Origin of the sequence: Rhodococcus sp. OK302 (assembly GCF_002245895.1) — a bacterium.
GTDB lineage: Bacteria > Actinomycetota > Actinomycetes > Mycobacteriales > Mycobacteriaceae > Rhodococcus_F.
Map to the genome: position 1 here is coordinate 3,066,521 of NZ_NPJZ01000001.1, position 20,836 is coordinate 3,087,356.

Consider the following 20,836-nt stretch of genomic DNA (forward strand, 5'->3'; position numbering starts at 1 on the left):
ACAGAAGGTTTGCTACAAAGGTCTATAACAAACCAAAAGTAGTTTTCCATACCGGCCCATCCGTGCGGTAGTCCGCTCCGAATGCCCTGTAGGAAGTCGAGCTGGAGCAGTGCTCGGCCAGAGCTGTGTGGTGAACAGGAGTGGGACATGAAACTGTCGGGGCGAAGTGTAATCATGCTGTTCGGAGCGTGTGCGTCTCTGGCGCTGCTGCCCGGTACGGCGCGGGCGGTGCCGATCTGGGAGCCGCTACAACCGGTGCAATCGCTGGACGTGGAGCGTTACGTGGGCGATTGGTACCAATTGGCTGCTGTGCCGCAGCCGTTCAACCTGATGTGCGCAAAAGATACGCAGGCTCGATACGAGGTGCTTGATGCGTCGAATGTGAGCGTTCGGAACACATGTACAACGTGGGCCGGGCAGCAGAGCGGCATCGCCGGTAATGCTCGAGTTATCGATTTGGTAACGAATGCCCAGTTGCATGTGAGCTTTCCGAGCGTTCCCACACAAGACGGTCTGGACGGGCCACCCAATTACATCGTCACCTACATAGCCGACGACTATTCCTGGGCACTCGTGGGCGATCCGCTTCGACTTTCGGGTTTCGTGCTTTCACGGTCACCGGTCGTCGATGCTGCACGATGGAATGAGATCCGCCGAGTGGCCGAGACTCACGGATACAACGCCTGCACCATCCTGACGTCGCCGACTACGGAGGGGATGAAGGATATTCGACCGCTCTGTGTCCAATAGGTTGGCCCACTCTGCTCCCGATAGAGTGGCCTCGTGAAGAAACAGATTCCCGTGATCGTGGTCGCCGGATTTCTGGGCTCGGGCAAGACGACACTGCTCAATCACCTGCTCCGCAACAACAACGGCGTCCGCATCGGTGTGATCGTCAACGATTTCGGGGCAGTCAACATCGATTCGATGATGGTTGCCGGTCAGGTCGACTCGATGGTCTCCCTCAGCAACGGGTGCATGTGCTGCGCCGTCGACGTCTCCGATATGGACGAGATGCTCGACAAGTTGGCGCACCGCCAGTCCGAGATCGATGTCATCGTCATCGAAGCCAGCGGACTTGCCGAGCCGCGCAACATGATTCGACTGGTACTCGGCAGTGAGAATCCTCGTGTTGCCTACGGCGGACTGGTGGTTGTTGTCGACGGGGCAAATTTCCGCTCGACGCGCCGCGACCATCCGGAACTGGATCAGCACGTCGCCCTGGCGGATTTGTTGGTCGTCAACAAGATCGACTGCATCGGCGACGAGGATCGCACGGAGTTCACCGCGGTGATTCGTGGTCTTAACCCGAGAGCGCCTATCGCGGAGGCGACGCAGTCGAGGATCGATCCCGGACTGTTGTTCGACGCCGGCGCACCGTCTGCTCCGCGTCCGGGTGAGCAACTCAGCCTCGAGGAGTTGATGCGGGAGGATCACGACTCCTGCGGGCACGATCACGTGCATACACGATACGAGGCAGTCGATTTTGTTTCCGCCGCACCGCTCGACGCCAAGGCGGTCACCCGGTTTCTCGAGAATCAACCGGCAGGTGTCTACCGCATCAAGGGATACCTGAACTTCGAGATTCCTGGGTACACAGGCAAATTCGAGGTTCAGACGGTGGGGGATCATGTGCGGATCACGCCGCTGCGCTGGAAGGCCGGTGAACCCCGAACAACGCAGTTGGTTGTGATCGGCACCGGTATGGACAGTGCGGCCGTAGACGAGGCCCTACGCGAGTGTGTTCGAGGCGTCGGCGTCGAACCCCACCCGGACGCCATGTTGGGATTACATCGCTATACCGTCGGAGCGTGAGTGAATCAGCTGTATCTGTATACGAAGCGATCCGGCGCCGACGTGATGTGCGCGCAGAGTTCTCAGGCGAGGTAATTCCGGACGACGTCTTGATGCGCATCCTCGACGCGGCTCACCGGGCACCGAGCGTCGGGAACACGCAACCCTGGGATTTTGTCGTCGTCCGCAAGCCCGAAACGCTCGAGACATTCGCTGCCCATGTGGCGGATGCGCGGGTGAATTTCGCGAAGTCTTTGCCCGAGGACCGGCGCGAAACATTCGATCCCATCAAGATCGAGGGGATCACGGAAAGCGGCACCGGGATCGTGGTCACCTACGACCCGTCGCGGGGCGGCCCCAATATCCTCGGTCGTCATACCGTCGACGACACGGGACTGTTTTCCGCGGTACTCGCGATTCAGAACCTGTGGCTGGCGGCGGTCGCCGAGGACATCGGGATCGGGTGGGTGTCGTTCTACGACGAGGCCTATCTCACCGAACTGATGAACATTCCCGCGCCGGTGAGGCCGATCGCTTGGCTGTGTATCGGGAAAGTGACCGAGTTCCAACAGGTTCCGGACCTCGAACGTTTCGGATGGAAACAGCGCCGGCCATTGGCCGACGCTGTCCATTTCGAAACGTATTGAGTTGTAAGGCGGGCGTTTAGCGCGCTGCGGGCCGTGCGCCACCGGTGCGGGGACGGCCTGCGCCGCCGGTGCGGGCACCACGCGACTGTCCGCCCTGTCCGGAACGTGCCTGTCCGCCCTGTCCGGAACGAGCCTGTCCGGAGCGTGCCGGGCGCGCTCCGCGGCCGGGGCCCTGCGGCTGAACCGGCGCCTTGGGGGCCGGGGTGACGTGCGGGGCGATGTCGCCGACAAGCGCGATGACGTGCTCGGAGTTGGCCGTCGAACGAATCGAGGTCACCTTGATGGAGGCCTTGCGCATGAGGATCGCGAGATCCTTGCGCTGCTCCGGCAGGACGACGGTGACAACGTCACCGGCACTGCCGGCGCGAGCGGTACGGCCACTGCGGTGCAGGTATGCCTTGTGCTCGGCCGGGGGATCGACGTGGACAACCAGCTGGACGTCATCGACGTGAACGCCGCGAGCGGCAACGTCGGTGGCGACGAGGACGCGGGCTTCGCCGGCGGAGAACGCAGCGAGGTTGCGGTCACGAGCAGCCTGCGACAGGTTGCCGTGCAGGTCGACGGACGGGATACCCGATTCGGTGAGCTGGCGAGCCAGCTTGCGAGCCTGGTGCTTGGTGCGCATGAAGAGGATGCGTCGGCCGGTGCCGGAAGCGAGCTTCTCGACGAGAGCCTTCTTGGCTTCGACGCCGTCGACGTCGAAAATGTGGTGCGTCATTGCGGCGACGGGGGAGTTGGCCTCGTCGACGGAGTGCATGACCTCGTTCTTGAGGAAACGCTTGACGAGCTTGTCGACGCCGTTGTCCAGGGTGGCGGAGAACAGCAGGCGCTGACCGTTGGCCGGGGTGGCGGACAAGATGCGGGTGACGACGGGCAGGAAGCCGAGGTCGGCCATGTGATCGGCCTCGTCGAGGACGGTGATCTCGATGGCGTCGAGGCTGACGAACTTCTGCTTCATGAGGTCTTCGAGGCGCCCGGGGCAGGCGACGACGATGTCGACGCCGGCCTTGAGTGCCTGGACCTGACGGTGCTGCGAGACGCCACCGAAGATGGTGGTGACGCGCAGGTCGTACGCGGAGGCCAGCGGCTCGAGGGCTGCGGTGATCTGGGTTGCGAGCTCGCGGGTCGGCGCGAGGATCAGTCCGAGCGGGCGACCCGGGCGACGCTTGCCACCGGCGAGGTCGCCGGCGAGGCGCGAGACCATGGGGATGGAGAAGGCAAGCGTCTTACCGCTGCCGGTCTTTCCGCGGCCCAGGACGTCGCGTCCCGACAGGGTGTCGGGGAGGGTGTCGATCTGGATCGGGAAGGGGGAGGTGATTCCGCCGTCTTCGAGGGCCTTGACCAAGGGTGCGCGTACACCGAGGGAAGCGAAGGTGGCAGTCGAGGTGTCAGACAAGTGTGTTCAGAGCCTTTCGGGGCACTTTGCGTGCCCGGATGTCGACACGGCAATATCCCGGTCTGACAATCAAGCACAATGGTGGCGGCGCTGCCGGTCGGCAGGCTTCTTCGCCGTAAGAAGTTCGGGTGCGTTAAGCACTCTGCGCGAACTGAAGTTGCGTTCTTTCGACGCTGGGTGCCCACTTTCGGACACCTAGTAGCGGCAACTCTACCTGCAGATGACCGTCCTCCTACAACCCGACCCACTCGGAAATGCCGCTGGAGAAGTGTTGACGCTTCCAGATCGGGACTTCGGCTTTGATTCGCTCGACCAGTTCGGCGCACGCCGCAAATGCTTCGGCCCGATGCGGCGCAGCGACGGCAGCGACCAGTGCGAGGTCGCCGATTTCGAGATGCCCGACGCGATGAATTGCAGCGACAGGCAGACCGGTGGAGGCTGATACCTCCTCACAGCAGGTGCGCAGAAATCGTTCGGCGTCGGGATGCGCCTGGTATTCGAGGGCTGAAACTTCTTGCCCGCCATCATGATTGCGGACCGTTCCGGTAAAGGCGACGACGGCACCGTTTTTCGGCCCGGCAACGGCGGCGTCGACGGTTGCGGCCGAGATGGGGTGCTCGGAGATCTGTGCCAGTAATTCACTCATCGTGCATTCCTTCGCCTGCAACCTGCGCGAGCAGGTGATCGATGATGGGTTCGAGGACGGAAAGTCCGTCCTTCACACCGCCCGGTGAACCGGGCAGATTGACGATGACAGTGGTGTCTGTTGGGCCGCCTGTGAGTCCTGCCACTCCACGACTGAGGGAAGCGTGAGGGGTCTTTTCGACGCCCTTGTTCCGGATAGCTTCGGCGATGCCTGGCAGTTCGCGGGTGAGCACCGCGAGGGTGGCTTCGGGGGTTGCGTCGGTGGGGGATGCGCCGGTTCCGCCGGTACTGATGATCAGGGCGGGGGCACCTGATTTGGCATCCGTGATGCCGGCGGCGATCTCGGCATCTGCGTAGACCAGCGGCCCGCGGACCTCGAAATCGCGATCTCGGAGCCACTGCGCGATGGCCGGTCCGGTGGTGTCGGGACGAGTGCCGGCGGCGCCGCCGGTGGAGGCGACCAGCACGACTGCGGACCGGGTGCTGGTGAAGGTGACTGGTGCAGTGGTTGGTGTAGCGGTTGGTGCAGCGGCTGGGGCCGGTTCGCTCGCACGCGTCCAATGTCCGCGTTTACCACCGTCTTTGGTGAGAAGGCGGACCCCGTTCATCGTGGCACCCGGGTCGATTGCCTTGACCATGTCGTGCAAGGTGAGTCCGGCAATCGCCACTGCGGTGAGGGCTTCCATCTCGACGCCGGTCTGCCCACGAGTCTTAGCCGTTGCCTCGACGGTGATGGAGTTGTCCGTGAACCCGAATTCCACCTTGACGGACGAAAGGGCCAGTTGGTGGCACAGGGGAATGAGTTCCGATGTTCTCTTGGCCCCGGAGATTCCGGCGATTCGGGCCGTCGACAGCACGTCGGCCTTGGGCATGCCGTCAGCGCGGACAAGTCGAACCACCTCGGGCGTCGTCACCAGCTCGCCGGCAGCGACGGCAATGCGCGTCGTCTCGGCTTTGGCGCTCACGTCGACCATGCGGGCGCGGCCTTCACCGTCGACGTGTGTCAGTTCTGTCATCAAATCCTCTTCTTCAGTACCAGGTGGAGAGCGGAATGACGTCGACGAGCGTACCGGCGTCGAGTTCGGTGACGTCGGCCGCAATGTCGAGTAGTGCGTCGGCCCAGGCCATTGCGGCCACGAGGTGAGAACCGGCACCCGAGACGAGTTCGACGCCGTCGTTGGTGCGTCGTGCTCGCAGGAATTGGCGCTTACCGGGAATGGATCGCAGGGGAGTGGTCAGGGCGTGACGCTGCGGTGCGATGGACGGGAGTCCGGCGGCATGTCGGATGTCGCCGCGCGCAAAGACTTCGAACGAGATCATCGTGCTCACCGGGTTGCCGGGGAAGCTCAGTATCGGAACTTCGTTGACGACGGCGGTGCCCTGAGGCCCGCCCGGTTGCATGGCGACGTGGCCGAACTGGGCACCTAGTGGTCCCAGTGTTTCCTTGACCACTTCGAAGTCGCCCATGGACACCCCGCCCGAGGTGAAAACCAGATCTGCGACAGATGTTGCGTACGAGAGTAGTTCGCGGAACATGTCAGGATCGTCGGTGCTGCGCGCAACGGATACGACGTCAGCGCCGTTGGCTCGGGCCAACGTCGCCAGGGCCGGACCGTTGGAATCGTAGATCTCGCCCGGTTCGAGTTGCGTTCCCGCACTCTTCAATTCGGCACCCGTGGTGATGATTGCGACCCGCGGCGGCGTGTACACGGTGACGGTGGCAGCGCCGACGGCGGCGAGTGCCGCGATGTGTCGAGGTTCGAGGCGAGTGCCTGACCGGACCAGCAGCATTCCCGCGGTGATATCGCTGCCGCGTTCGCGCACGTATTCACCCGCGGTGCGTCCACGCTCGATGGTGACCGTGTGCTCCGAGTGGTTGGTGGTGTCCTCGACCGGGATGACGGCGTCCGCACCTTCCGGGATGGGCGCTCCGGTCATGATCCGAAAAGCTGAGCCTGCGAGGTGCTTCGGGGGCTTACCGCTGCCGGCTGCCAGAACTCCTCGCACAGTAAGCGTGACGGGAACTGTGCGCACCGACTGCGCGTCGACGGCATATCCGTCCATCTGCGAGTTACGAAACAACGGTAGATCGACGGGTGAGTTGATGTCTGTCGCGACGATGGAACCGAGGGATTCGACGACGGGGAGTTCAGTGGGCGCAAGGGTATGCAACGCGGCCAGTAATCCGGACACATGGGCGCGATGATCTTCGACGGAACGTGCGCTCACAGCAGTAGCAGCCTCTTTCATCTTCTGATTCTAGGCGGAGTGATCCGTCCGACACATCAGGCTCTGTCACATCCCGTTGAACGCATGCTGTTGAATGCTGCGCCATACTGGAGTGATGCGGAACCTGGTGCGGCAATGACTCCCGTGGTGATGGGGATTCCCACTGTCCGTGGCGATTCTGTATCAATGGCAGGTCGACCCGATACCGCTGTGTTGATCGACAAGTTCGGGCGCGTTGCCCGCGACTTCCGCGTCTCGATCACCGAAAAGTGTTCACTGCGTTGCACTTACTGCATGCCGGAAGAGGGCTTACCGGCCATCTCGCCACAAGATTTGCTGTCTGCGGACGAGATTGTTCGGGTAGTAGGTATCGGCGTTGACCTAGTCGGTATTCGGGAAGTTCGATTTACTGGCGGTGAACCGCTGATGCGTAAGGATCTCGAGAAAATCATTTCGGGTTGCGCCCAGCGGGTTCCGGGAATTCCTTTGGCAATGACCACTAATGCTGTCGGTTTGGAACATCGCGCAGCGCAATTAGCGGCAGCCGGGTTGACGCGGGTGAATGTGTCCCTGGATTCAGTAGACCGCGCGCATTTTGCAGAATTGACGCGCCGCGACAGACTGCCTTCGGTATTAGCAGGTATTCGTGCCGCAGCGAAGGTCGGGCTGGCGCCACTGAAAGTTAACGCCGTGCTGATGCGCGAGACTCTCGCCGGAGCACGCGAACTACTTCAGTGGTGTTTGGATGCGGGCGTGGAGTTGCGATTCATCGAGCAGATGCCGCTGGACGCCGATCACACTTGGGCACGGGCAAACATGGTGACTGCCGACGAGCTTCTTGCGGAGTTGGGCACACAATTCGAATTGGCGGAAATCGGCCGTGACGATCCCAGTGCACCGGCCGAGGAGTGGAGCGTCGACGGCGGGCCGGCCACGGTCGGAATCATTGCGTCGGTGACTCGCTCTTTCTGCGCGGATTGTGATCGCACTCGAATGACGGCGGAGGGCACGATTCGGTCCTGTCTGTTCAGTGACCGTGAGGTGGATCTGCGGGCAGCGCTGCGGTCCGGTGCCTCGGACCAGGAACTCGCAGATCTGTGGCGAGGCGCGATGTGGAATAAATGGGCAGGTCATGGGATCGCATCTGCGGATTTTGTGCCCCCGGAAAGAAGTATGGGTGCAATCGGTGGTTGATTCGGAAGCGATCTCGGTTCGGTATTTTGCGGCTGCAGTCGACATAACCGGTTGCAGTGAAGAGAGTGTTGCTCTGACGCAATCGAGCACTCTTGCCGATCTTGTTGCGGTGTTGACCGACAAATACGGCACCGAGATGGCTCGCATCTTGTCGGTGTCAGCGTTCCTCGTCGGAGACGAGTTGACTCGTGATGTCGAAAGGGCCACGGGGCCTGTCGTGGATGTCCTGCCGCCCTTTGCCGGCGGTTAAAGAACCCTGTTTTCTACGTTTCTTCGGAATATTCCAGATGCGACCTCATTGTGTAGATACCGACCGAAATGATGAGAACACTTGTTCTGGTCAGATTTCTAGTTCATGACTCCGATTTCGTAGAATTTCCTCATTTTCGCTGGATGTGCTGGTGATTCGCATTTTTATTGCGAATTTTGCCGGTAGGTCGCAATGAACCTTGGTACCAACGGATTAGTACTTTTGGGGGGTGTGCGCTGTTCTAGCTTTTCCGGGAGCGTGTCATTCAATTGAATGACGTCAGTATTTTCGGCGTGCGGAATGGTCGAATTGCCGTGCTAGGTTTTGTTTCAAATCCGATCCCCGAAAAGTCCTGTGAAAGGGAATTCTTTTATGTCTGTCAATTCCAAGCGCCGCGTTGGCTTCGTTTTTGCACTCGTCAGCGCAGCAGCCCTCACCGCTCCGGCAATGGCCGGCGCGACCACCGGTTCACTCGGTTCTTTGGGTGGCGGTTCTTTGAGCGGCGGCTCGCTCGGTTCTGCTGCGGAAGCTCCCACCGCAGCCCCGTGCTCGGCACTTTCGACCGGAACCACTCCGGCCGGCTGGGGAAATCCGTTCGGCGACGAGAAGGATTACGCATCCATCTACGTGACTGACAAGGTCAAGGACGACGATGGTTCGCTGAAGCTTCACGTTCAGTCGATCACTGATCGTTCGGCGTCGTACCACTCGGCCGGCTCGATCAAGCTCGCAGAAATTGCCAAATCACCGATCAGCTTCTCCGAAAAGAGTCCGACCTCCATCGCGTCGTTCCAGTTGCGTCTGCTCGGCACCAAGGGTGGCAAGTGGGAAGACGGATTCACCACGCTCGTGTGGGAAGCCGGCAACAACACCGGCGCGGTGCCCACCGTTGACGGTGGAATTCACGCCGATCTGGAAGATGGCAAGTGGTGGAGCACCTCGAACATCAATGGCGCAAAGGACCGCGTGCCGGTGACGTTGGCTGAGATTGTCGCCGAGAACCCCAACGCTACGGTTGAGCACTACGGAGTCGCGATCGGCAGCGGTTTGGCGGCCGACACGTTCACACTGGTTGACCAGGTGAAGTTCAACGGCTGCACCACCAACTTCGCAGCGAAGGACGTGGAGACCTCTGCCGGTTCGCTCGGCAGCTTGGGCTTCGGGAGCCTCTTCGGGAGCCTCGGCAGCTGACTACAGCTTGGTATCTGAATGCAGCTTGGCGTCAGCGCCACCAGGTGTCTAGCGGTGTGACAGGCACAGTCCGCTTGTGACGCGTGTTCGTGTACATCTTCTCCAGTTTTTCGGCTACCTCGTCGGCAACATCCTTGCCTTCGAGGTAGTCGTCTATCTGGGTGTAGGTGAGCCCCAGTGCCACCTCGTCGGGAAGGGCCGGGCGGTCGTCCTCGAGATCGGCGGTGGGTACTTTGCGCCACGTGCTCTCCGGTGCGCCCAATTCCTGCAAGAGTGCGGCGCCCTGACGCTTGCTCAGGCCCGTCAGTGGAGTGATGTCGACTCCGCCGTCACCGAATTTGGTGAAGAAGCCGGTGATGGCCTCGGCGGCGTGGTCGGTACCGATCACCAGGTACCCCAGCTGACCGGCGATGGAGTACTGGATCATCATGCGCTCGCGGGCTTTGATGTTGCCGCGCACGAAGTCGCGAAGTTCGCCGTTACCCAGTGCCTCGGATGCTTCGCGGGCGGTGGCGTCGGCACCCGGCTTGACGTTGACGGTCAAGGAACGGTCGGGCTTGATGAAGCCGAGCGCGATCTGAGCGTCGGACTCGTCGGCTTGCTCGCCGTAGGGGAGTCGGACGGCCACGAACTCGGCGTTGTGGCCTTCTTCTCGCAGTTCGGTCACCGCGCGCTGAGCGAGTGCGCCCGCCAATGTGCTGTCCTGGCCACCGCTGATTCCGAGGACGAATCCCTGTGCCGGAGTGGAGAGTAGGTACTCCTTGAGGAATTGGACGCGCGCAGCGATTTCCGGGGCGGCGTCGACGGACGGCTTGGCGCCCAGTTCTTCGATGATGCTCTCGCGCAATGTGGCCATGGGTAGAACTCTAGCGAGCGGTATCGTCTCGCGCATGAGTGCTCAGCAGGTTCTGGTGGTCAGTGCGACAGTGGCAGAAGCGGCCTATGTTCCGCAGGAATTCGAGTTGGTGATTACCGGCATTGGAAAGGTCAGTGCGGCAACGGCTGTCGCGTCGGCGCTGGCCAGGTTCAGTTCGGACGCGTTGCCGCTGGTGGTCAATATCGGTACCGCCGGCGCGCTACATACTCATCACGGTGGACTGTTCGTGCCGGGTGTTGTCATCAATCACGACATCAGCAGCGCGGCAATTCGATCCTTCGGTCATGAGGTTGCTGATCGGCTGGAACTGCTCGGCGGCGACGATTCAGTGCTCGCGACCGGCGACGCGTTCATCTCCGATGCCGCGGTCCGTGATGCGCTCGCCGAGCGTGCCGACCTCGTGGACATGGAAGGTTTTGCCGTTGCCTACGCGGCCACTGCCGCCGGGGCGCGTTGCCGATTGGTGAAGCATGTGAGTGACCAGGCTGACGATTCCGCAATGGACTGGCCGGCCCAAATCGATGCCAGCGCCCGCGAATTGGGGCGCTGGCTGATCGACAACGTGTGAGCTAGCCCTGTGCGGTGAGGATCAATCCGTTGCCGTCCGGCTTGCGGAGCGTCAGGGTGTCGGCGTCGAGTGTGTAGGCAACCTCGCCGTCGAGCACAGTCAGAACCTGGCGTTCGATGACGGCCACGTCCTCCGTGCACGCCATCATCGTGGCGCCCATCGGGGTGAAGGTGATGGTGGTGTCGGTTACCGTTGCCGATCCCGTCATACGGTTGCATCCGGAACTGCCACTGACCGTGCCGTCGGCTGCAATCGTGAAGTTCGGCGCTGAGGCTTCGAGCGCGGTGCTGGTGCTGATGGCGTTGGGAGTGATCAGCGACGTCACCGTCCACGTGGTGCCCTGGACGGGACGGTCCGGATCGACAACCTTCTTGTCGGCCAGTGTGACTGTGGCGTCGGCCGTCGTGAGGGTCAATGTGTCACCGGAAAGCGCCCACGCCGGCGTTGCGCCGATGAGTGTGGCAACCCAGGCGTCGGATTCCATGACTCCGGGTTCGCACGCCATCATGGTCGAGGCCAAGGCGTCGGCCGTGATCTTGCCGCCGGTGAATGTCACTGTGCCCGTGGCGTTGTTGCATCCGGCAGTCGCGAGAATCCGGCCGGGAGCGGTGAAGTCGAGGGTGAGGGGTCCGCCGCCGGGAATGGGGGTTCCGTCGACCGCGGTGGAAATGAATACCCGACCGGTTGGGTCGGAGCCTGCAACTGCCGCACTGGAAGTGGCGGTAGAAGTGGTCTCGGAACCACCCGGCGAGTCGGAATTGCTGGAACAGCCGCTCACGGCTGCGATGGCGAGGAGGCCGATGACGGCGGCTGCGATGCGCATTTGCTCAGACTAGGGGTGAATTGGGCTCGATGGCATCAACATCGAGTAACGCGCCGGACAAGATGTTCCCAGCCTTCGGTAAGGCGTGCCGGTGTCATTCCGAGGTCCCGAACTTGGTGCAAGACGAGTGACGCTTCGAGTGGTGCGAGGAGCGCGGAGGCAAGTAGTTCCAGATCGCCGTCGACACCAGCTCCTCGAAGCAGGCTGATCACATGCATGATGCCGAGGCTGCGGGCCGGTCCGCCGAAGCGGAACTCCGGTGCATTCTCAGCGGCTCGAAGCACGTCGCCTTGCACTTCCATCATTTCGATCCGAGCGCGCCCGAAGGCGACCAGTCGGTCTATCGGCGGCGCTCCGGGGCCTAGTGGCGGCGGTCCGAACATGAACTGCTGCTGGAGTTCTCGTTCCGTATGGTCGAGGAGGGCCTGCATCAGTCCGGACCGACTGCCGAAGCGTCGAAATACTGTGCCCTTGCCCACACCCGCACGGCAGGCGACGGCGTCCATGGTGAGTGCGTCGACACCTCGTTCGGCAACAAGCGCGGCTGCGGCATCGAGCAGAAGTGCCCGGTTACGTGCAGCGTCGCCGCGCTCGACCGGTTGCACGCCGATCCGGGGGAGAGGGGTTGGGGTCACTCGACGAAGGTTACAGGGCGCAGGAATACAAGTGGACCGTGGTCCGTTTAGGCTGATATAACTTTCAATCAGATCCACCCACCGCACCAATCTCGAAGGAAGCACCTCATGTCTCAGAGCAATGTTCTCGTTCTCGTCGGCAGCCTGCGCGCCGGATCCGTCAACCGCCAGCTCGCCGAAACTGCAGTCTCCGCTGCGCCTGAGGATGCTGCGCTGACGATCTTCGAAGGCCTCGCGGACGTGCCGTTCTACAACGAAGACCTCGACGTCGAGGGTGCATCCATCCCGGCCGTCGACGCTCTGCGTAACGCTGCGGGCGACGCTGACGGCTTCCTCCTCGTCACCCCCGAGTACAACGGCACCATCCCCGCCGTCCTCAAGAATGCCATCGACTGGATCTCGCGTCCCTACGGCGTCGGTGCTGTTTCGGGCAAGCCTGTTGCAATCATCAGCGCATCCCCGAGTGGCAACGGCGCGAAGTGGGCTCTCGAAGACTCCACCAAGGCTGTCGGCATTGCCGGTGGCAATGTGCTCGCGGATTCGGCTCTGGTCGTCGCCAGCACCTTCGACAAGTTCGGCACCGCGCACCCGCGTGAAAACGCTGAGGTTGTTGCTCAGGTCTCCAAGGTTGTTGCAGATCTGGTCGGCGCAACCAAGACGCTCGTCGACGCCTGATTTTTTCGTTCTCCACTCGGGGGCCGTGCCGGAAGGTGCGGCCCCCGAGTGCTGTTCTGGATCACAAACCCTCGCGTTCCATGGCTGCGTCGACGGCATCTCTTACGGCCTCGAAGTCCTTGCCTGCCAACATCGCTTCGCCCATTGCCTCATCGATGCGATCCGACACGGCCGCGTACAGGCGTTCCCAATTCTCTTTGTCGCGGCGCCAGTAACCCATGACGTGCATGTCGGTGGCCGGGATTTTCAGAGTGTGCCGAAGGTAGTTGCGTAGGCGGCGCGCGTCAGCTGCCTCGACGGCGCACCAGATGTAGCCGGTGCCGTCCGGTCGGGGATTTTCGGTCAGGGCGGCGGCCAGCGCCTCGAGGGTTGAGTCTGTGTCTCTGATCCATCGGTAGTCGACGACGGCGTCTGTTGTGATGGTCTGCTGTTCGCGCGCATCCGGAATCTGCGCGATGACGTGGACGGAGAGTCCGGCGGGCGCTGTCTCGAGAATTCGGCCGAGCGCGGGTAGTGCGGCGTGGTCGGCGACGAGTACGAGTCGCTCTGCGTTCTCGGGCGGCCGGAACCATCCACTGGCCGGTCCGAGTTCGACGGTATCGCCGGGAGCGGCCGACTCGGCCCAGTGTGCCGCCCCGCCGTGGCCGTGGAGAACGAAGTCGATATCGACTTCGCCCGACGAGGGTGTCCATCGACGCACTGTGTAACTGCGGGCATGTGGTGGATCGAGGGGAATCTGACGAGGACTCGTTCGTCGGGCAAACCGCTCGATTCGAAGGTCTTCAAGCCTGATCCGCCGAAGGTTATTCGGCGCATCAGTGGGGTTACCTGCAGCGTTCGTAGGACGGTCGCCTGGTGGTGCTGAGATTCGTCGATCGGGAGTGATTCCACCCCTCTCATGGTAGGGGTGAGACGGCGTTGTGAGGCGTGGTCGGACCCCGAGTAGGAATGTGACGGGCGACACGCCGACGCGCGGGAAAAGTGCTTGGAAATATCGGCTCTGATCTGGGTCGACCTGGGAATTCCACCTTTGTGACTCACAACATGTCGCGTTATGTGTTTCTGTCGGCCACTAGGTGTAGTGTCTTGAGCACTGAGAGACCACAACGCGGAACGCTTGAAGCGAGACTCCGGCAATCGGTCTAATCGGTGCTGAACATCACTACATCGGCCTTTGTTGGCTACGCGAAAGAGGGACTCTCAATGAGCATCACCGTCTACACCAAGCCCGCTTGCGTTCAGTGCAATGCCACCTACCGTGCGCTCGACAAGGCCGGTATCGAATACGACATCATCGACATCACCGAGGATGCCGAAGCCCGTGACTACGTCATGGCGCTCGGATACCTCCAGGCGCCCGTCGTGGTTGCCGGTGAAGATCACTGGTCGGGGTTCCGCCCTGATCGCATCAAGACCCTGGCCGTCGCTGCTTGAAGTGCATCCGCGCCAGCCGTCGACGAGACAGTCGAGACTGCCGGTGCGTCCGAGTAAGTCCTTCCAGGCACCGTAATGGGAAATGGTGACAACCGATGACTTCGCTGGTCTACTTTTCCAGCGTGTCGGAGAACACCCACCGATTCGTTCAACGTCTCGGACTGCCTGCGACACGTATACCTATCCATGACCGTGACGGCTCATTTCGTGTTGACGAGCCCTATGTACTGATCCTGCCCACCTACGGTGGCGGGGTTACAGTGACAGGCCGCGACACCAGTTATGTGCCCAAGCCGGTCATTCGTTTTTGAACAATCCACACAACAGGTCGTTGATCAGAGCGGTGATCGCGGCGGGAAACACCAATTTCGGTGAATCCTTTTGCTATGCAGGAAACATCATTTCCCAGAAATGCCACGTTCCTTTTCTGTACCGGTTCGAACTCATGGGCACTGCCGAGGACGTCGAACGGGTACGAGAAGGATTGGGGGAGTTCTGGAATCATCTCGAAGCAGAGAAGGAGAACGGGCAGTGGCGCCAACCATCACTGACACGATCGCGGCTGGAAGCGTAGAGCGTGATGTACGCGGCGGTGATTCCACCAACGGTCTCGACTACCACGCACTCAATGCCATGCTCAACCTGTACGGCACGAACGGCGAGATCCAGTTCGAGATGGATGTCGCGGCAGCTCGTCAGTACTTCCTGCAGCACGTCAACCAGAACACCGTGTTCTTCCACAATCTCGACGAGAAGCTCGATTACCTCGTCGAGGAGAACTACTACGACGCCGAGGTTCTCGACCAGTACTCACGTACGTTCGTGAAGTTCCTGATCGACCACGCGTACTCCAAGAAGTTCCGCTTCCCGACGTTCCTGGGCGCGTTCAAGTACTACACGTCCTACACGCTCAAGACATTTGACGGTAAGCGTTACCTCGAGCGTTTCGAAGATCGTGTGTGCATGGTGGCGCTGACGTTGGCTGCCGGTAACGAAGATCTGGCCGTCGAGCTCGTCAACGAGATCATCGCCGGACGCTTCCAGCCCGCCACCCCCACGTTCCTCAACTCCGGCAAGAAGCAGCGCGGCGAGCCCGTGTCCTGCTTCCTGCTGCGCATCGAAGACAACATGGAGTCCATCGGACGTTCCATCAACTCGGCCCTGCAGCTGTCCAAGCGCGGCGGCGGAGTTGCCTTGCTGCTCACCAACATTCGTGAGCACGGCGCCCCCATCAAGAAGATCGAGAACCAGAGCTCGGGTGTCATCCCGATCATGAAGCTCCTCGAAGACTCCTTCTCCTACGCCAACCAGCTCGGAGCCCGTCAGGGTGCCGGTGCCGTGTACCTGCACGCGCACCACCCCGACATCTACCGTTTCCTCGACACCAAGCGTGAAAACGCCGACGAGAAGATCCGCATCAAGACGCTCTCCCTCGGCGTCGTCATCCCGGACATCACGTTCGAGCTGGCGAAGAAGAACGAAGACATGTACCTGTTCTCGCCGTACGACGTCGAGCGCATCTACGGTGTCCCGTTCTCCGACATCAACGTCTCCGAGAAGTACTACGAGATGGTCGACGACAAGCGAATTCGCAAGTCCAAGATCAAGGCTCGCGAATTCTTCCAGACCGTCGCCGAGCTGCAGTTCGAATCCGGCTACCCGTACATCATGTTCGAGGACACGGTGAACAAGGCCAACCCCATCGCCGGCAAGATCACGCACTCCAACCTGTGCTCCGAGATCCTGCAGGTCTCCACCCCGTCCGAGTTCAACGAGGACCTGACCTACAGCCACGTCGGCAAGGACATCTCCTGCAACCTGGGCTCGCTGAATATCGCGAAGACCATGGACTCACCGGACTTCGCCAAGACCATCGAGGTCGCGATCCGCGGTTTGACCGCCGTATCGGATCAGACGCACATCTACTCCGTGCCGTCGATCGAGCAGGGCAACAACGATTCCCATGCCATCGGCCTCGGCCAGATGAACCTGCACGGGTACCTCGCACGTGAGCGAATCTTCTACGGCAGCGAAGAAGGCATCGACTTCACGAACATCTACTTCTACACGGTGCTGTTCCACGCCCTGCAGGCATCCAACCGGATTGCCATCGAGCGCGGCTCCTACTTCAAGGGCTTCCCCGAATCGCAGTACGCGTCGGGCGAATTCTTCGACAAGTACACCGACCAGGTGTGGGAGCCGGCCACCGACAAGGTCCGCGGACTCTTCGCCGACGCCGAACTTCACATCCCCACCCAGGATGACTGGCGCGAGCTGAAGGCGTCGGTGCAGAAGCACGGCATCTACAACCAGAACCTGCAGGCCGTACCGCCCACCGGCTCGATCTCGTACATCAACTACTCCACCAGCTCCATTCACCCGGTGGCGTCGAAGATCGAGATCCGCAAGGAAGGCAAGATCGGCCGCGTCTACTACCCGGCGCCCTACCTGACCAACGACAACCTGGAGTACTACCAGGATGCCTACGAAATCGGGTACGAGAAGATCATCGACACCTACGCTGCCGCAACGCAGCACGTCGACCAGGGCCTGTCCCTGACCCTGTTCTTCAAGGACACCGCCACCACCCGCGACATCAACAAGGCGCAGATCTACGCCTGGCGTAAGGGCATCAAGACGCTCTACTACATCCGCCTGCGTCAGATGGCACTCGAAGGCACCGAGGTCGAGGGCTGCGTTTCCTGCATGCTGTAGGTCGCTCCGCCCCCAACCGAACGAAGTGAGGAACTAATGGTCAAGCTGGTCAGTCGCGTTTCCGCGATCAACTGGAATCGCGTCCAGGACGAGAAGGATGCCGAGGTGTGGGATCGCCTCGTCAGCAACTTCTGGCTGCCCGAAAAGGTGCCGGTCTCCAACGACATCCCGTCCTGGGGAACTCTGACCGCTCCCGAGAAGCAGCTCACGATGCGTGTTTTCACGGGTCTGACACTGCTCGACACCATCCAGGGAACCGTCGGCGCCGTCAGCCTCATCCCGGACGCCATCACCCCCACGAAGAAGCGGTGTACACCAACATTGCCTTCATGGAATCGGTGCACGCCAAGAGCTACAGCTCGATCTTCTCGACGCTGTGCTCCACCCCGGACATCGATGACGCCTTCCGCTGGTCGGAAGAGAACCCCAATCTGCAGCGCAAGGCGCAGATCGTTCTCGACTACTACAACGGTGAGTCGCCGCTCAAGCGCAAGGTCGCGTCGACCCTGCTCGAGAGCTTCCTCTTCTACTCCGGTTTCTACCTGCCGATGTACTGGTCCTCACGGGCCAAGCTCACCAACACGGCTGACCTCATTCGCCTCATCATCCGCGACGAGGCCGTGCACGGCTACTACATCGGCTACAAGTATCAGAAGGGTCTCGAGCAGCTGTCCGAGGCCGAGCGCGAAGAGCTCAAGAACTACACGTTCGAGCTGCTTTTCGAGCTGTACGAGAACGAGGTCGAGTACACCCAGGACCTTTACGACGAGGTCGGTCTGACCGAAGACGTCAAGAAGTTCCTGCGTTACAACGCCAACAAGGCCCTCAACAACCTCGGTTACGAAGGCCTCTTCCCGAAGGACGAGACGGACGTCAATCCGGCTATCCTCTCGGCACTTTCACCCAACGCCGACGAGAATCACGACTTCTTCTCCGGCTCGGGAAGCTCCTATGTCATCGGCAAGGCAATCAACACCGAAGACGACGACTGGGACTTCTAGAGCGACCCGCTCGGGACTTCTAGAGCGACCCGCTCGGGACTTCTAGTCCTCAACGACAAAGCCCGATTCCTGCACACGCGGGAATCGGGCTTCGCTCGTAGTAGGGGGAGCGGGGCTAGCGCGCGAACCAGGCTTCCGCCTTGTCCTGCAACGCTTTTTCGAGACGCAGGCGTGAGGTATCGGTCAGGTCCGACGGAAGATCGTCGGCGGCAAACCAGGCGACTTCGAGGTTCTCGTCGTCCGCGACATGGGCGTCGCCGCCCGTCCATCGGGCGAGGAAACAGACGTCCAGGTACTGCGTAACGTCACCGTTCGGATACGTAATAGGTTCTGTGACATCAACACTCGTGATGCGGATCAACTCCGCGTCGACACCCGTTTCTTCCTTCGCTTCGCGCACAGCGGCCGACGCCGGCTCCTCGCCAGGCTCCAGGACACCCGAGACGACGGCCCACTGACCGTTGTCGGCCCGACGGGTAAGCAGGACCCGTCCGGCGTCGTCGCGAATCACGACGCTCACTCCGGACAGCCAGAGTGGCGCGTGACCGACCTTCTCGCGCAAGGTGACTATGAACTCCGGAACCGGCATGAAATCAGCTCGCGTATCCGTTGAGGGTGCGTTGTAGATCCGCGAGCATCGCGTACGCGGCAGTGATTCCGTTGCCGTTCCAAATTTTGTCCTCGGCGACAAACGTACGTCCGGCGGCAGCGCCCAGTTCGTGCCATTGATCGCTCTTCATGACCTCGGTGCCGTGCTCGAGTCCGCTGGGACCGTTGAACAATACGTAGATCAGGTCACCGTCGGCGGAACTCAGATCATCGGCCGGAACTACGGCAGTTGTTGTGTCCGTGAGCCGTTGGACCGGCGGGCGCTGGGCGCCGATGTCGCTGAGAACCTGGCCGGCAAACGTCGCCGGTCCTTCGATCTCGAGATCTCGAGCACCGAAACGGACTACCGATGCCTGGGTTTGCGCCGCATTGAGCGCCTCACCCAGTTGCCGGGCGTCCTGTTGATACCGATCCAACTGCGCCGTCGCGGCGGCGGAGCGACCGAGGGCTTGGCCGGACACAGCAAATTGTGCTTTCCAATACACCGGATCGGACCCGGCAAAAACCGTCGGCGCAATCGCGTTGAGCTGTGAATACACATCGGCGGACGCAGGCGACGATCCGAGGATCACGTCCGGGGCGGCTGCCTTGATCGCAGTGACGTCGGGAGCACTGACAGGGCCGACGCTCGGAATCTCGGAGATACCGAAACCGAGGTACGACGGCTGCGGAGAATCAACGCCGGTAGCGGCGCCCACCACACGTTCCCACAATCCCAATGCGCACACTGCGTCCATCGAGGCGCTGTCGAGCACCACGATCCGCTGCGGATCCGAAGGAACTTCGGCCACACCGGCCGTATGAACGACGTGGCGTTTCACGGCCGGACCGGCGCCGGCGTCGGGCGCTGTCGCTGCGGGGCAGGCAGTCGCGGTATCGCGCTCGATTCCCAGGACCGCTGCGCCGGCGATAGACGTCGTCGTGCGGACGATGGTGCTGGCAGCGTCGTCGGTGGCATCCGATGAACAACCGGTGAGAACGAGCAGTGCGGCTGCAATACCGAGAACCGATGTACGGCGGACGGCGGTGCGGACAGCAGTGTGGGGGAGGGTCGTGCGGGAGAGGGGCGTGCGGGAGAGAACAGACAAGTCGACGGCTTCCTGTGTGGGCGGGCGCCGCTTTAGGTTAGCTGTTCGACTTGTTCAGCTCGAACGTGTCCGAGAGGTCGTCGAGGATGAGGTGTGCGCCCTGAATGCTGACCGGTGACATCCAGCGAGAATCGTCGACGTCGATAGTGCGGCCGCGCAGTGTCTGCCACAGCGGGCTGGTGAGGAACGGCTTCGCGGCTTCGGCGCTCTTGCCGTCCGGATCCTGCCAAGTGCTGACGAAGATGATGTCGGCATCGGCCTCGTTGATCAGTTCGGGGCTGATCTTCATCATGATGTTTCCGGGATCAGCGGGGTCGGCGCCCTGATTGGCGGGGCGTGCGAGGCCGGCGTCTTCGAGGACGATGCCACTGAACGACGTGGTGCGGTACAGGCGTGCTGTCGGTTCGCCGGCGAAGCGGACGACGGAGATGACGGGGTTGTTCGCCTTCTCGTTGATGCTCTCGCCGACGGAAGCCGCTCGGGTTTCGTATTCGGTGATTTTCTCTTCGGCAAGTGACTCCTTACCGAGTGCCTCGCCGACCAGTCGGATGTTCTCCTTCCATGTCGGCCCCGTCGTCTGCGTGAAGACGGTCGGCGCGATTGCGGAGAGCTTGTCGTAGTTCTTTCCGTCGCGAACCTCCGCCGAGATGATCAGGTCCGGTTGTAGGGCGGCGACCTGTTCGAGACTGACGTTGCCGACCGTGCCGACTGATACCGCGTCGGGTGCGAACTCGTCACGAGTTGTTCCCAGGTAGTCGGGGAGCCCTGGCTCGCGGTAGTCGGTGTAGCCCACCAACGGAGACTCGAGAAGGAGTACAGCGTCGGTGAAGCTGTTGTCGAGCGTGACGATGCGCTGGGGGGCCGACGGGATTTCTGTGCTCCCGCGGAAGTGTTCGACGGTGCGGGGGAACGCGCCGGATTCGGAGGACGGACTCGCGCTCGACGTGGGTTCGTTGCTCGAGCATGCGGGAACAAGTACGGCGACGGTGGCCGCGATCGCTGCGAGCGCGGCGCGGCGGGGGAGAAACTTCACTAAATTCCACTCCTGACATTTACTTAGGTAAG

General features: G+C 61.5%; 21 protein-coding genes and 3 pseudogenes. 12 read left to right on the forward strand and 12 right to left on the reverse strand.

The annotated features are described in order from the left end of the window. Positions 1 to 147 precede the first annotated feature (147 nt). Genes BDB13_RS14080 through bluB form a run of 3 tightly spaced genes read left to right on the forward strand, consistent with a single transcriptional unit; the run spans position 148 to position 2,441 of the window. Positions 148 to 750, forward strand: coding sequence for a lipocalin family protein (locus BDB13_RS14080; RefSeq protein ID WP_094272187.1), 603 nt, complete (start codon positions 148 to 150; stop codon positions 748 to 750). A gap of 33 nt (positions 751 to 783) precedes the next feature. Continuing rightward, a complete protein-coding gene (locus BDB13_RS14085; RefSeq protein WP_094272188.1) occupies positions 784 to 1,815 on the forward strand; it encodes a CobW family GTP-binding protein in 1,032 nt (343 codons plus the stop codon). Further along, positions 1,812 to 2,441: a 5,6-dimethylbenzimidazole synthase gene (gene bluB, locus BDB13_RS14090; protein WP_094272189.1), complete on the forward strand. Its 630-nt coding sequence runs from the start codon at positions 1,812 to 1,814 to the stop codon at positions 2,439 to 2,441. The genes BDB13_RS14085 and bluB overlap by 4 nt, the downstream gene beginning before the upstream one ends. Before the next feature lie 16 nt (positions 2,442 to 2,457). On the opposite strand, the gene BDB13_RS14095 is transcribed toward bluB, so the two are convergent. The 4 genes from BDB13_RS14095 to BDB13_RS14110 all read right to left on the reverse strand — a co-directional run bounded on the left by BDB13_RS14095 (position 2,458) and on the right by BDB13_RS14110 (position 6,711). Further along, positions 2,458 to 3,837: a DEAD/DEAH box helicase gene (locus tag BDB13_RS14095; protein WP_094272190.1), complete on the reverse strand. Its 1,380-nt coding sequence runs from the start codon at positions 3,835 to 3,837 to the stop codon at positions 2,458 to 2,460. A 232-nt stretch (positions 3,838 to 4,069) separates the two neighbouring features. Then, entirely contained in the window at positions 4,070 to 4,483 is a 414-nt protein-coding gene (locus BDB13_RS14100; protein ID WP_094272191.1) for a molybdenum cofactor biosynthesis protein MoaE, read from the reverse strand. After that, positions 4,476 to 5,498, reverse strand: a complete 1,023-nt coding sequence (gene moaCB, locus BDB13_RS14105) for a bifunctional molybdenum cofactor biosynthesis protein MoaC/MoaB (RefSeq protein WP_094272192.1) — start codon at positions 5,496 to 5,498, stop codon at positions 4,476 to 4,478. The genes BDB13_RS14100 and moaCB overlap by 8 nt, the downstream gene beginning before the upstream one ends. A gap of 13 nt (positions 5,499 to 5,511) precedes the next feature. Next, complete coding sequence (locus BDB13_RS14110; RefSeq protein ID WP_094274911.1) at positions 5,512 to 6,711, reverse strand: molybdopterin molybdotransferase MoeA; 1,200 nt, start codon at positions 6,709 to 6,711, stop codon at positions 5,512 to 5,514. Between the two features lie 135 nt (positions 6,712 to 6,846). Here BDB13_RS14110 and moaA point away from each other — a divergent pair, with 135 nt between their 5' ends. The 3 genes from moaA (at position 6,847) to BDB13_RS14125 (ending at position 9,346) form a co-directional block, all read left to right on the forward strand. Continuing rightward, entirely contained in the window at positions 6,847 to 7,905 is a 1,059-nt protein-coding gene (gene moaA / locus BDB13_RS14115) for a GTP 3',8-cyclase MoaA (RefSeq protein ID WP_094274912.1), read from the forward strand. Next, complete coding sequence (locus tag BDB13_RS14120) at positions 7,898 to 8,155, forward strand: MoaD/ThiS family protein (RefSeq protein ID WP_094274913.1); 258 nt, start codon at positions 7,898 to 7,900, stop codon at positions 8,153 to 8,155. Before moaA ends, BDB13_RS14120 begins: the two co-directional genes overlap by 8 nt. A 372-nt stretch (positions 8,156 to 8,527) precedes the next feature. Beyond that, the gene (locus BDB13_RS14125) at positions 8,528 to 9,346 is read left to right on the forward strand and encodes a hypothetical protein (protein WP_094272193.1); all 819 of its coding nucleotides are present in this window, start codon (positions 8,528 to 8,530) and stop codon (positions 9,344 to 9,346) included. A gap of 31 nt (positions 9,347 to 9,377) precedes the next feature. On the opposite strand, the gene nadE is transcribed toward BDB13_RS14125, so the two are convergent. Then, positions 9,378 to 10,202 (reverse strand): ammonia-dependent NAD(+) synthetase, encoded by an 825-nt coding sequence (nadE, locus tag BDB13_RS14130; RefSeq protein WP_094272194.1) that lies wholly within the window; start codon positions 10,200 to 10,202, stop codon positions 9,378 to 9,380. Positions 10,203 to 10,236: 34 nt separating this feature from the next. On the opposite strand from nadE, the gene BDB13_RS14135 reads away from it, so the two are divergent. Continuing rightward, positions 10,237 to 10,791: a nucleosidase gene (locus BDB13_RS14135; protein ID WP_094274914.1), complete on the forward strand. Its 555-nt coding sequence runs from the start codon at positions 10,237 to 10,239 to the stop codon at positions 10,789 to 10,791. Position 10,792: 1 nt separating this feature from the next. On the opposite strand, the gene BDB13_RS14140 is transcribed toward BDB13_RS14135, so the two are convergent. Then, positions 10,793 to 11,614 carry an META domain-containing protein gene (locus BDB13_RS14140; protein ID WP_094272195.1) on the reverse strand — a complete coding sequence of 274 codons (822 nt, stop codon included), beginning with the start codon at positions 11,612 to 11,614 and terminating at the stop codon, positions 10,793 to 10,795. A 35-nt stretch (positions 11,615 to 11,649) separates the two neighbouring features. Then, a complete protein-coding gene (locus tag BDB13_RS14145; RefSeq protein ID WP_094272196.1) occupies positions 11,650 to 12,249 on the reverse strand; it encodes a TetR/AcrR family transcriptional regulator in 600 nt (199 codons plus the stop codon). Positions 12,250 to 12,357: 108 nt separating this feature from the next. Between BDB13_RS14145 and BDB13_RS14150 the strand changes: the two genes are divergently transcribed. Beyond that, positions 12,358 to 12,924 (forward strand): NAD(P)H-dependent oxidoreductase, encoded by a 567-nt coding sequence (locus tag BDB13_RS14150; RefSeq protein ID WP_094272197.1) that lies wholly within the window; start codon positions 12,358 to 12,360, stop codon positions 12,922 to 12,924. A gap of 61 nt (positions 12,925 to 12,985) precedes the next feature. On the opposite strand, the gene BDB13_RS14155 is transcribed toward BDB13_RS14150, so the two are convergent. Together BDB13_RS14155 and BDB13_RS32945 are read right to left on the reverse strand one after the other, a co-directional pair. After that, positions 12,986 to 13,588 carry a siderophore-interacting protein gene (locus BDB13_RS14155; RefSeq protein ID WP_254923024.1) on the reverse strand — a complete coding sequence of 201 codons (603 nt, stop codon included), beginning with the start codon at positions 13,586 to 13,588 and terminating at the stop codon, positions 12,986 to 12,988. After that, positions 13,568 to 13,824, reverse strand: a pseudogene (locus tag BDB13_RS32945) (siderophore-interacting protein); the annotation flags it as partial. The gene BDB13_RS14155 and the pseudogene BDB13_RS32945, both read right to left, overlap by 21 nt. 303 nt (positions 13,825 to 14,127) lie before the next feature. Here BDB13_RS32945 and BDB13_RS14160 point away from each other — a divergent pair. From BDB13_RS14160 to nrdF, 4 genes and pseudogenes are all read left to right on the forward strand, one after another. Beyond that, positions 14,128 to 14,358, forward strand: coding sequence for a redoxin NrdH (locus tag BDB13_RS14160; protein WP_094274915.1), 231 nt, complete (start codon positions 14,128 to 14,130; stop codon positions 14,356 to 14,358). A gap of 95 nt (positions 14,359 to 14,453) precedes the next feature. Next, positions 14,454 to 14,932 (forward strand): annotated as a pseudogene (gene nrdI, locus BDB13_RS14165) (class Ib ribonucleoside-diphosphate reductase assembly flavoprotein NrdI). After that, positions 14,890 to 17,073 carry a class 1b ribonucleotide-diphosphate reductase subunit alpha gene (nrdE, locus tag BDB13_RS14170; protein WP_441347193.1) on the forward strand — a complete coding sequence of 728 codons (2,184 nt, stop codon included), beginning with the start codon at positions 14,890 to 14,892 and terminating at the stop codon, positions 17,071 to 17,073. The pseudogene nrdI and the gene nrdE overlap by 43 nt, the downstream one beginning before the upstream one ends. A gap of 36 nt (positions 17,074 to 17,109) precedes the next feature. Beyond that, positions 17,110 to 18,074: pseudogene (nrdF, locus tag BDB13_RS14175) on the forward strand (class 1b ribonucleoside-diphosphate reductase subunit beta). A 115-nt stretch (positions 18,075 to 18,189) separates the two neighbouring features. Here nrdF and BDB13_RS14180 read toward each other — a convergent pair. From BDB13_RS14180 to BDB13_RS14190, 3 genes are read right to left on the reverse strand one after another with little or no spacing between them, the layout of a single operon-like run. Next, on the reverse strand, positions 18,190 to 18,663 hold the full coding sequence (locus tag BDB13_RS14180) for an NUDIX hydrolase (protein ID WP_094272198.1): 474 nt from the start codon (positions 18,661 to 18,663) through the stop codon (positions 18,190 to 18,192). A 4-nt stretch (positions 18,664 to 18,667) separates the two neighbouring features. After that, positions 18,668 to 19,771 (reverse strand): ABC transporter substrate-binding protein, encoded by a 1,104-nt coding sequence (locus BDB13_RS14185; protein ID WP_094272199.1) that lies wholly within the window; start codon positions 19,769 to 19,771, stop codon positions 18,668 to 18,670. Positions 19,772 to 19,808: 37 nt separating this feature from the next. After that, positions 19,809 to 20,804 (reverse strand): ABC transporter substrate-binding protein, encoded by a 996-nt coding sequence (locus BDB13_RS14190; RefSeq protein ID WP_094272200.1) that lies wholly within the window; start codon positions 20,802 to 20,804, stop codon positions 19,809 to 19,811. Positions 20,805 to 20,836: the final 32 nt, after the last annotated feature.

Excerpts from the sequence above, each read along its gene's own strand:
- BDB13_RS14135 (WP_094274914.1), top strand. The coding sequence starts at position 10,237 with ATGAGTGCTCAGCAGGTTCTGGTGGTCAGTGCGACAGTGGCAGAAGCG.
- BDB13_RS14080 (WP_094272187.1), top strand. The coding sequence starts at position 148 with ATGAAACTGTCGGGGCGAAGTGTAATCATGCTGTTCGGAGCGTGTGCG.
- nadE (WP_094272194.1), bottom strand. The coding sequence starts at position 10,202 with ATGGCCACATTGCGCGAGAGCATCATCGAAGAACTGGGCGCCAAGCCG.
- moaA (WP_094274912.1), top strand. The coding sequence starts at position 6,847 with ATGACTCCCGTGGTGATGGGGATTCCCACTGTCCGTGGCGATTCTGTA.
- BDB13_RS14180 (WP_094272198.1), bottom strand. The coding sequence starts at position 18,663 with ATGCCGGTTCCGGAGTTCATAGTCACCTTGCGCGAGAAGGTCGGTCAC.
- BDB13_RS14125 (WP_094272193.1), top strand. The coding sequence starts at position 8,528 with ATGTCTGTCAATTCCAAGCGCCGCGTTGGCTTCGTTTTTGCACTCGTC.
- BDB13_RS14160 (WP_094274915.1), top strand. The coding sequence starts at position 14,128 with ATGAGCATCACCGTCTACACCAAGCCCGCTTGCGTTCAGTGCAATGCC.
- moaCB (WP_094272192.1), bottom strand. The coding sequence starts at position 5,498 with ATGACAGAACTGACACACGTCGACGGTGAAGGCCGCGCCCGCATGGTC.
- BDB13_RS14150 (WP_094272197.1), top strand. The coding sequence starts at position 12,358 with ATGTCTCAGAGCAATGTTCTCGTTCTCGTCGGCAGCCTGCGCGCCGGA.
- BDB13_RS14100 (WP_094272191.1), bottom strand. The coding sequence starts at position 4,483 with ATGAGTGAATTACTGGCACAGATCTCCGAGCACCCCATCTCGGCCGCA.
- BDB13_RS14140 (WP_094272195.1), bottom strand. The coding sequence starts at position 11,614 with ATGCGCATCGCAGCCGCCGTCATCGGCCTCCTCGCCATCGCAGCCGTG.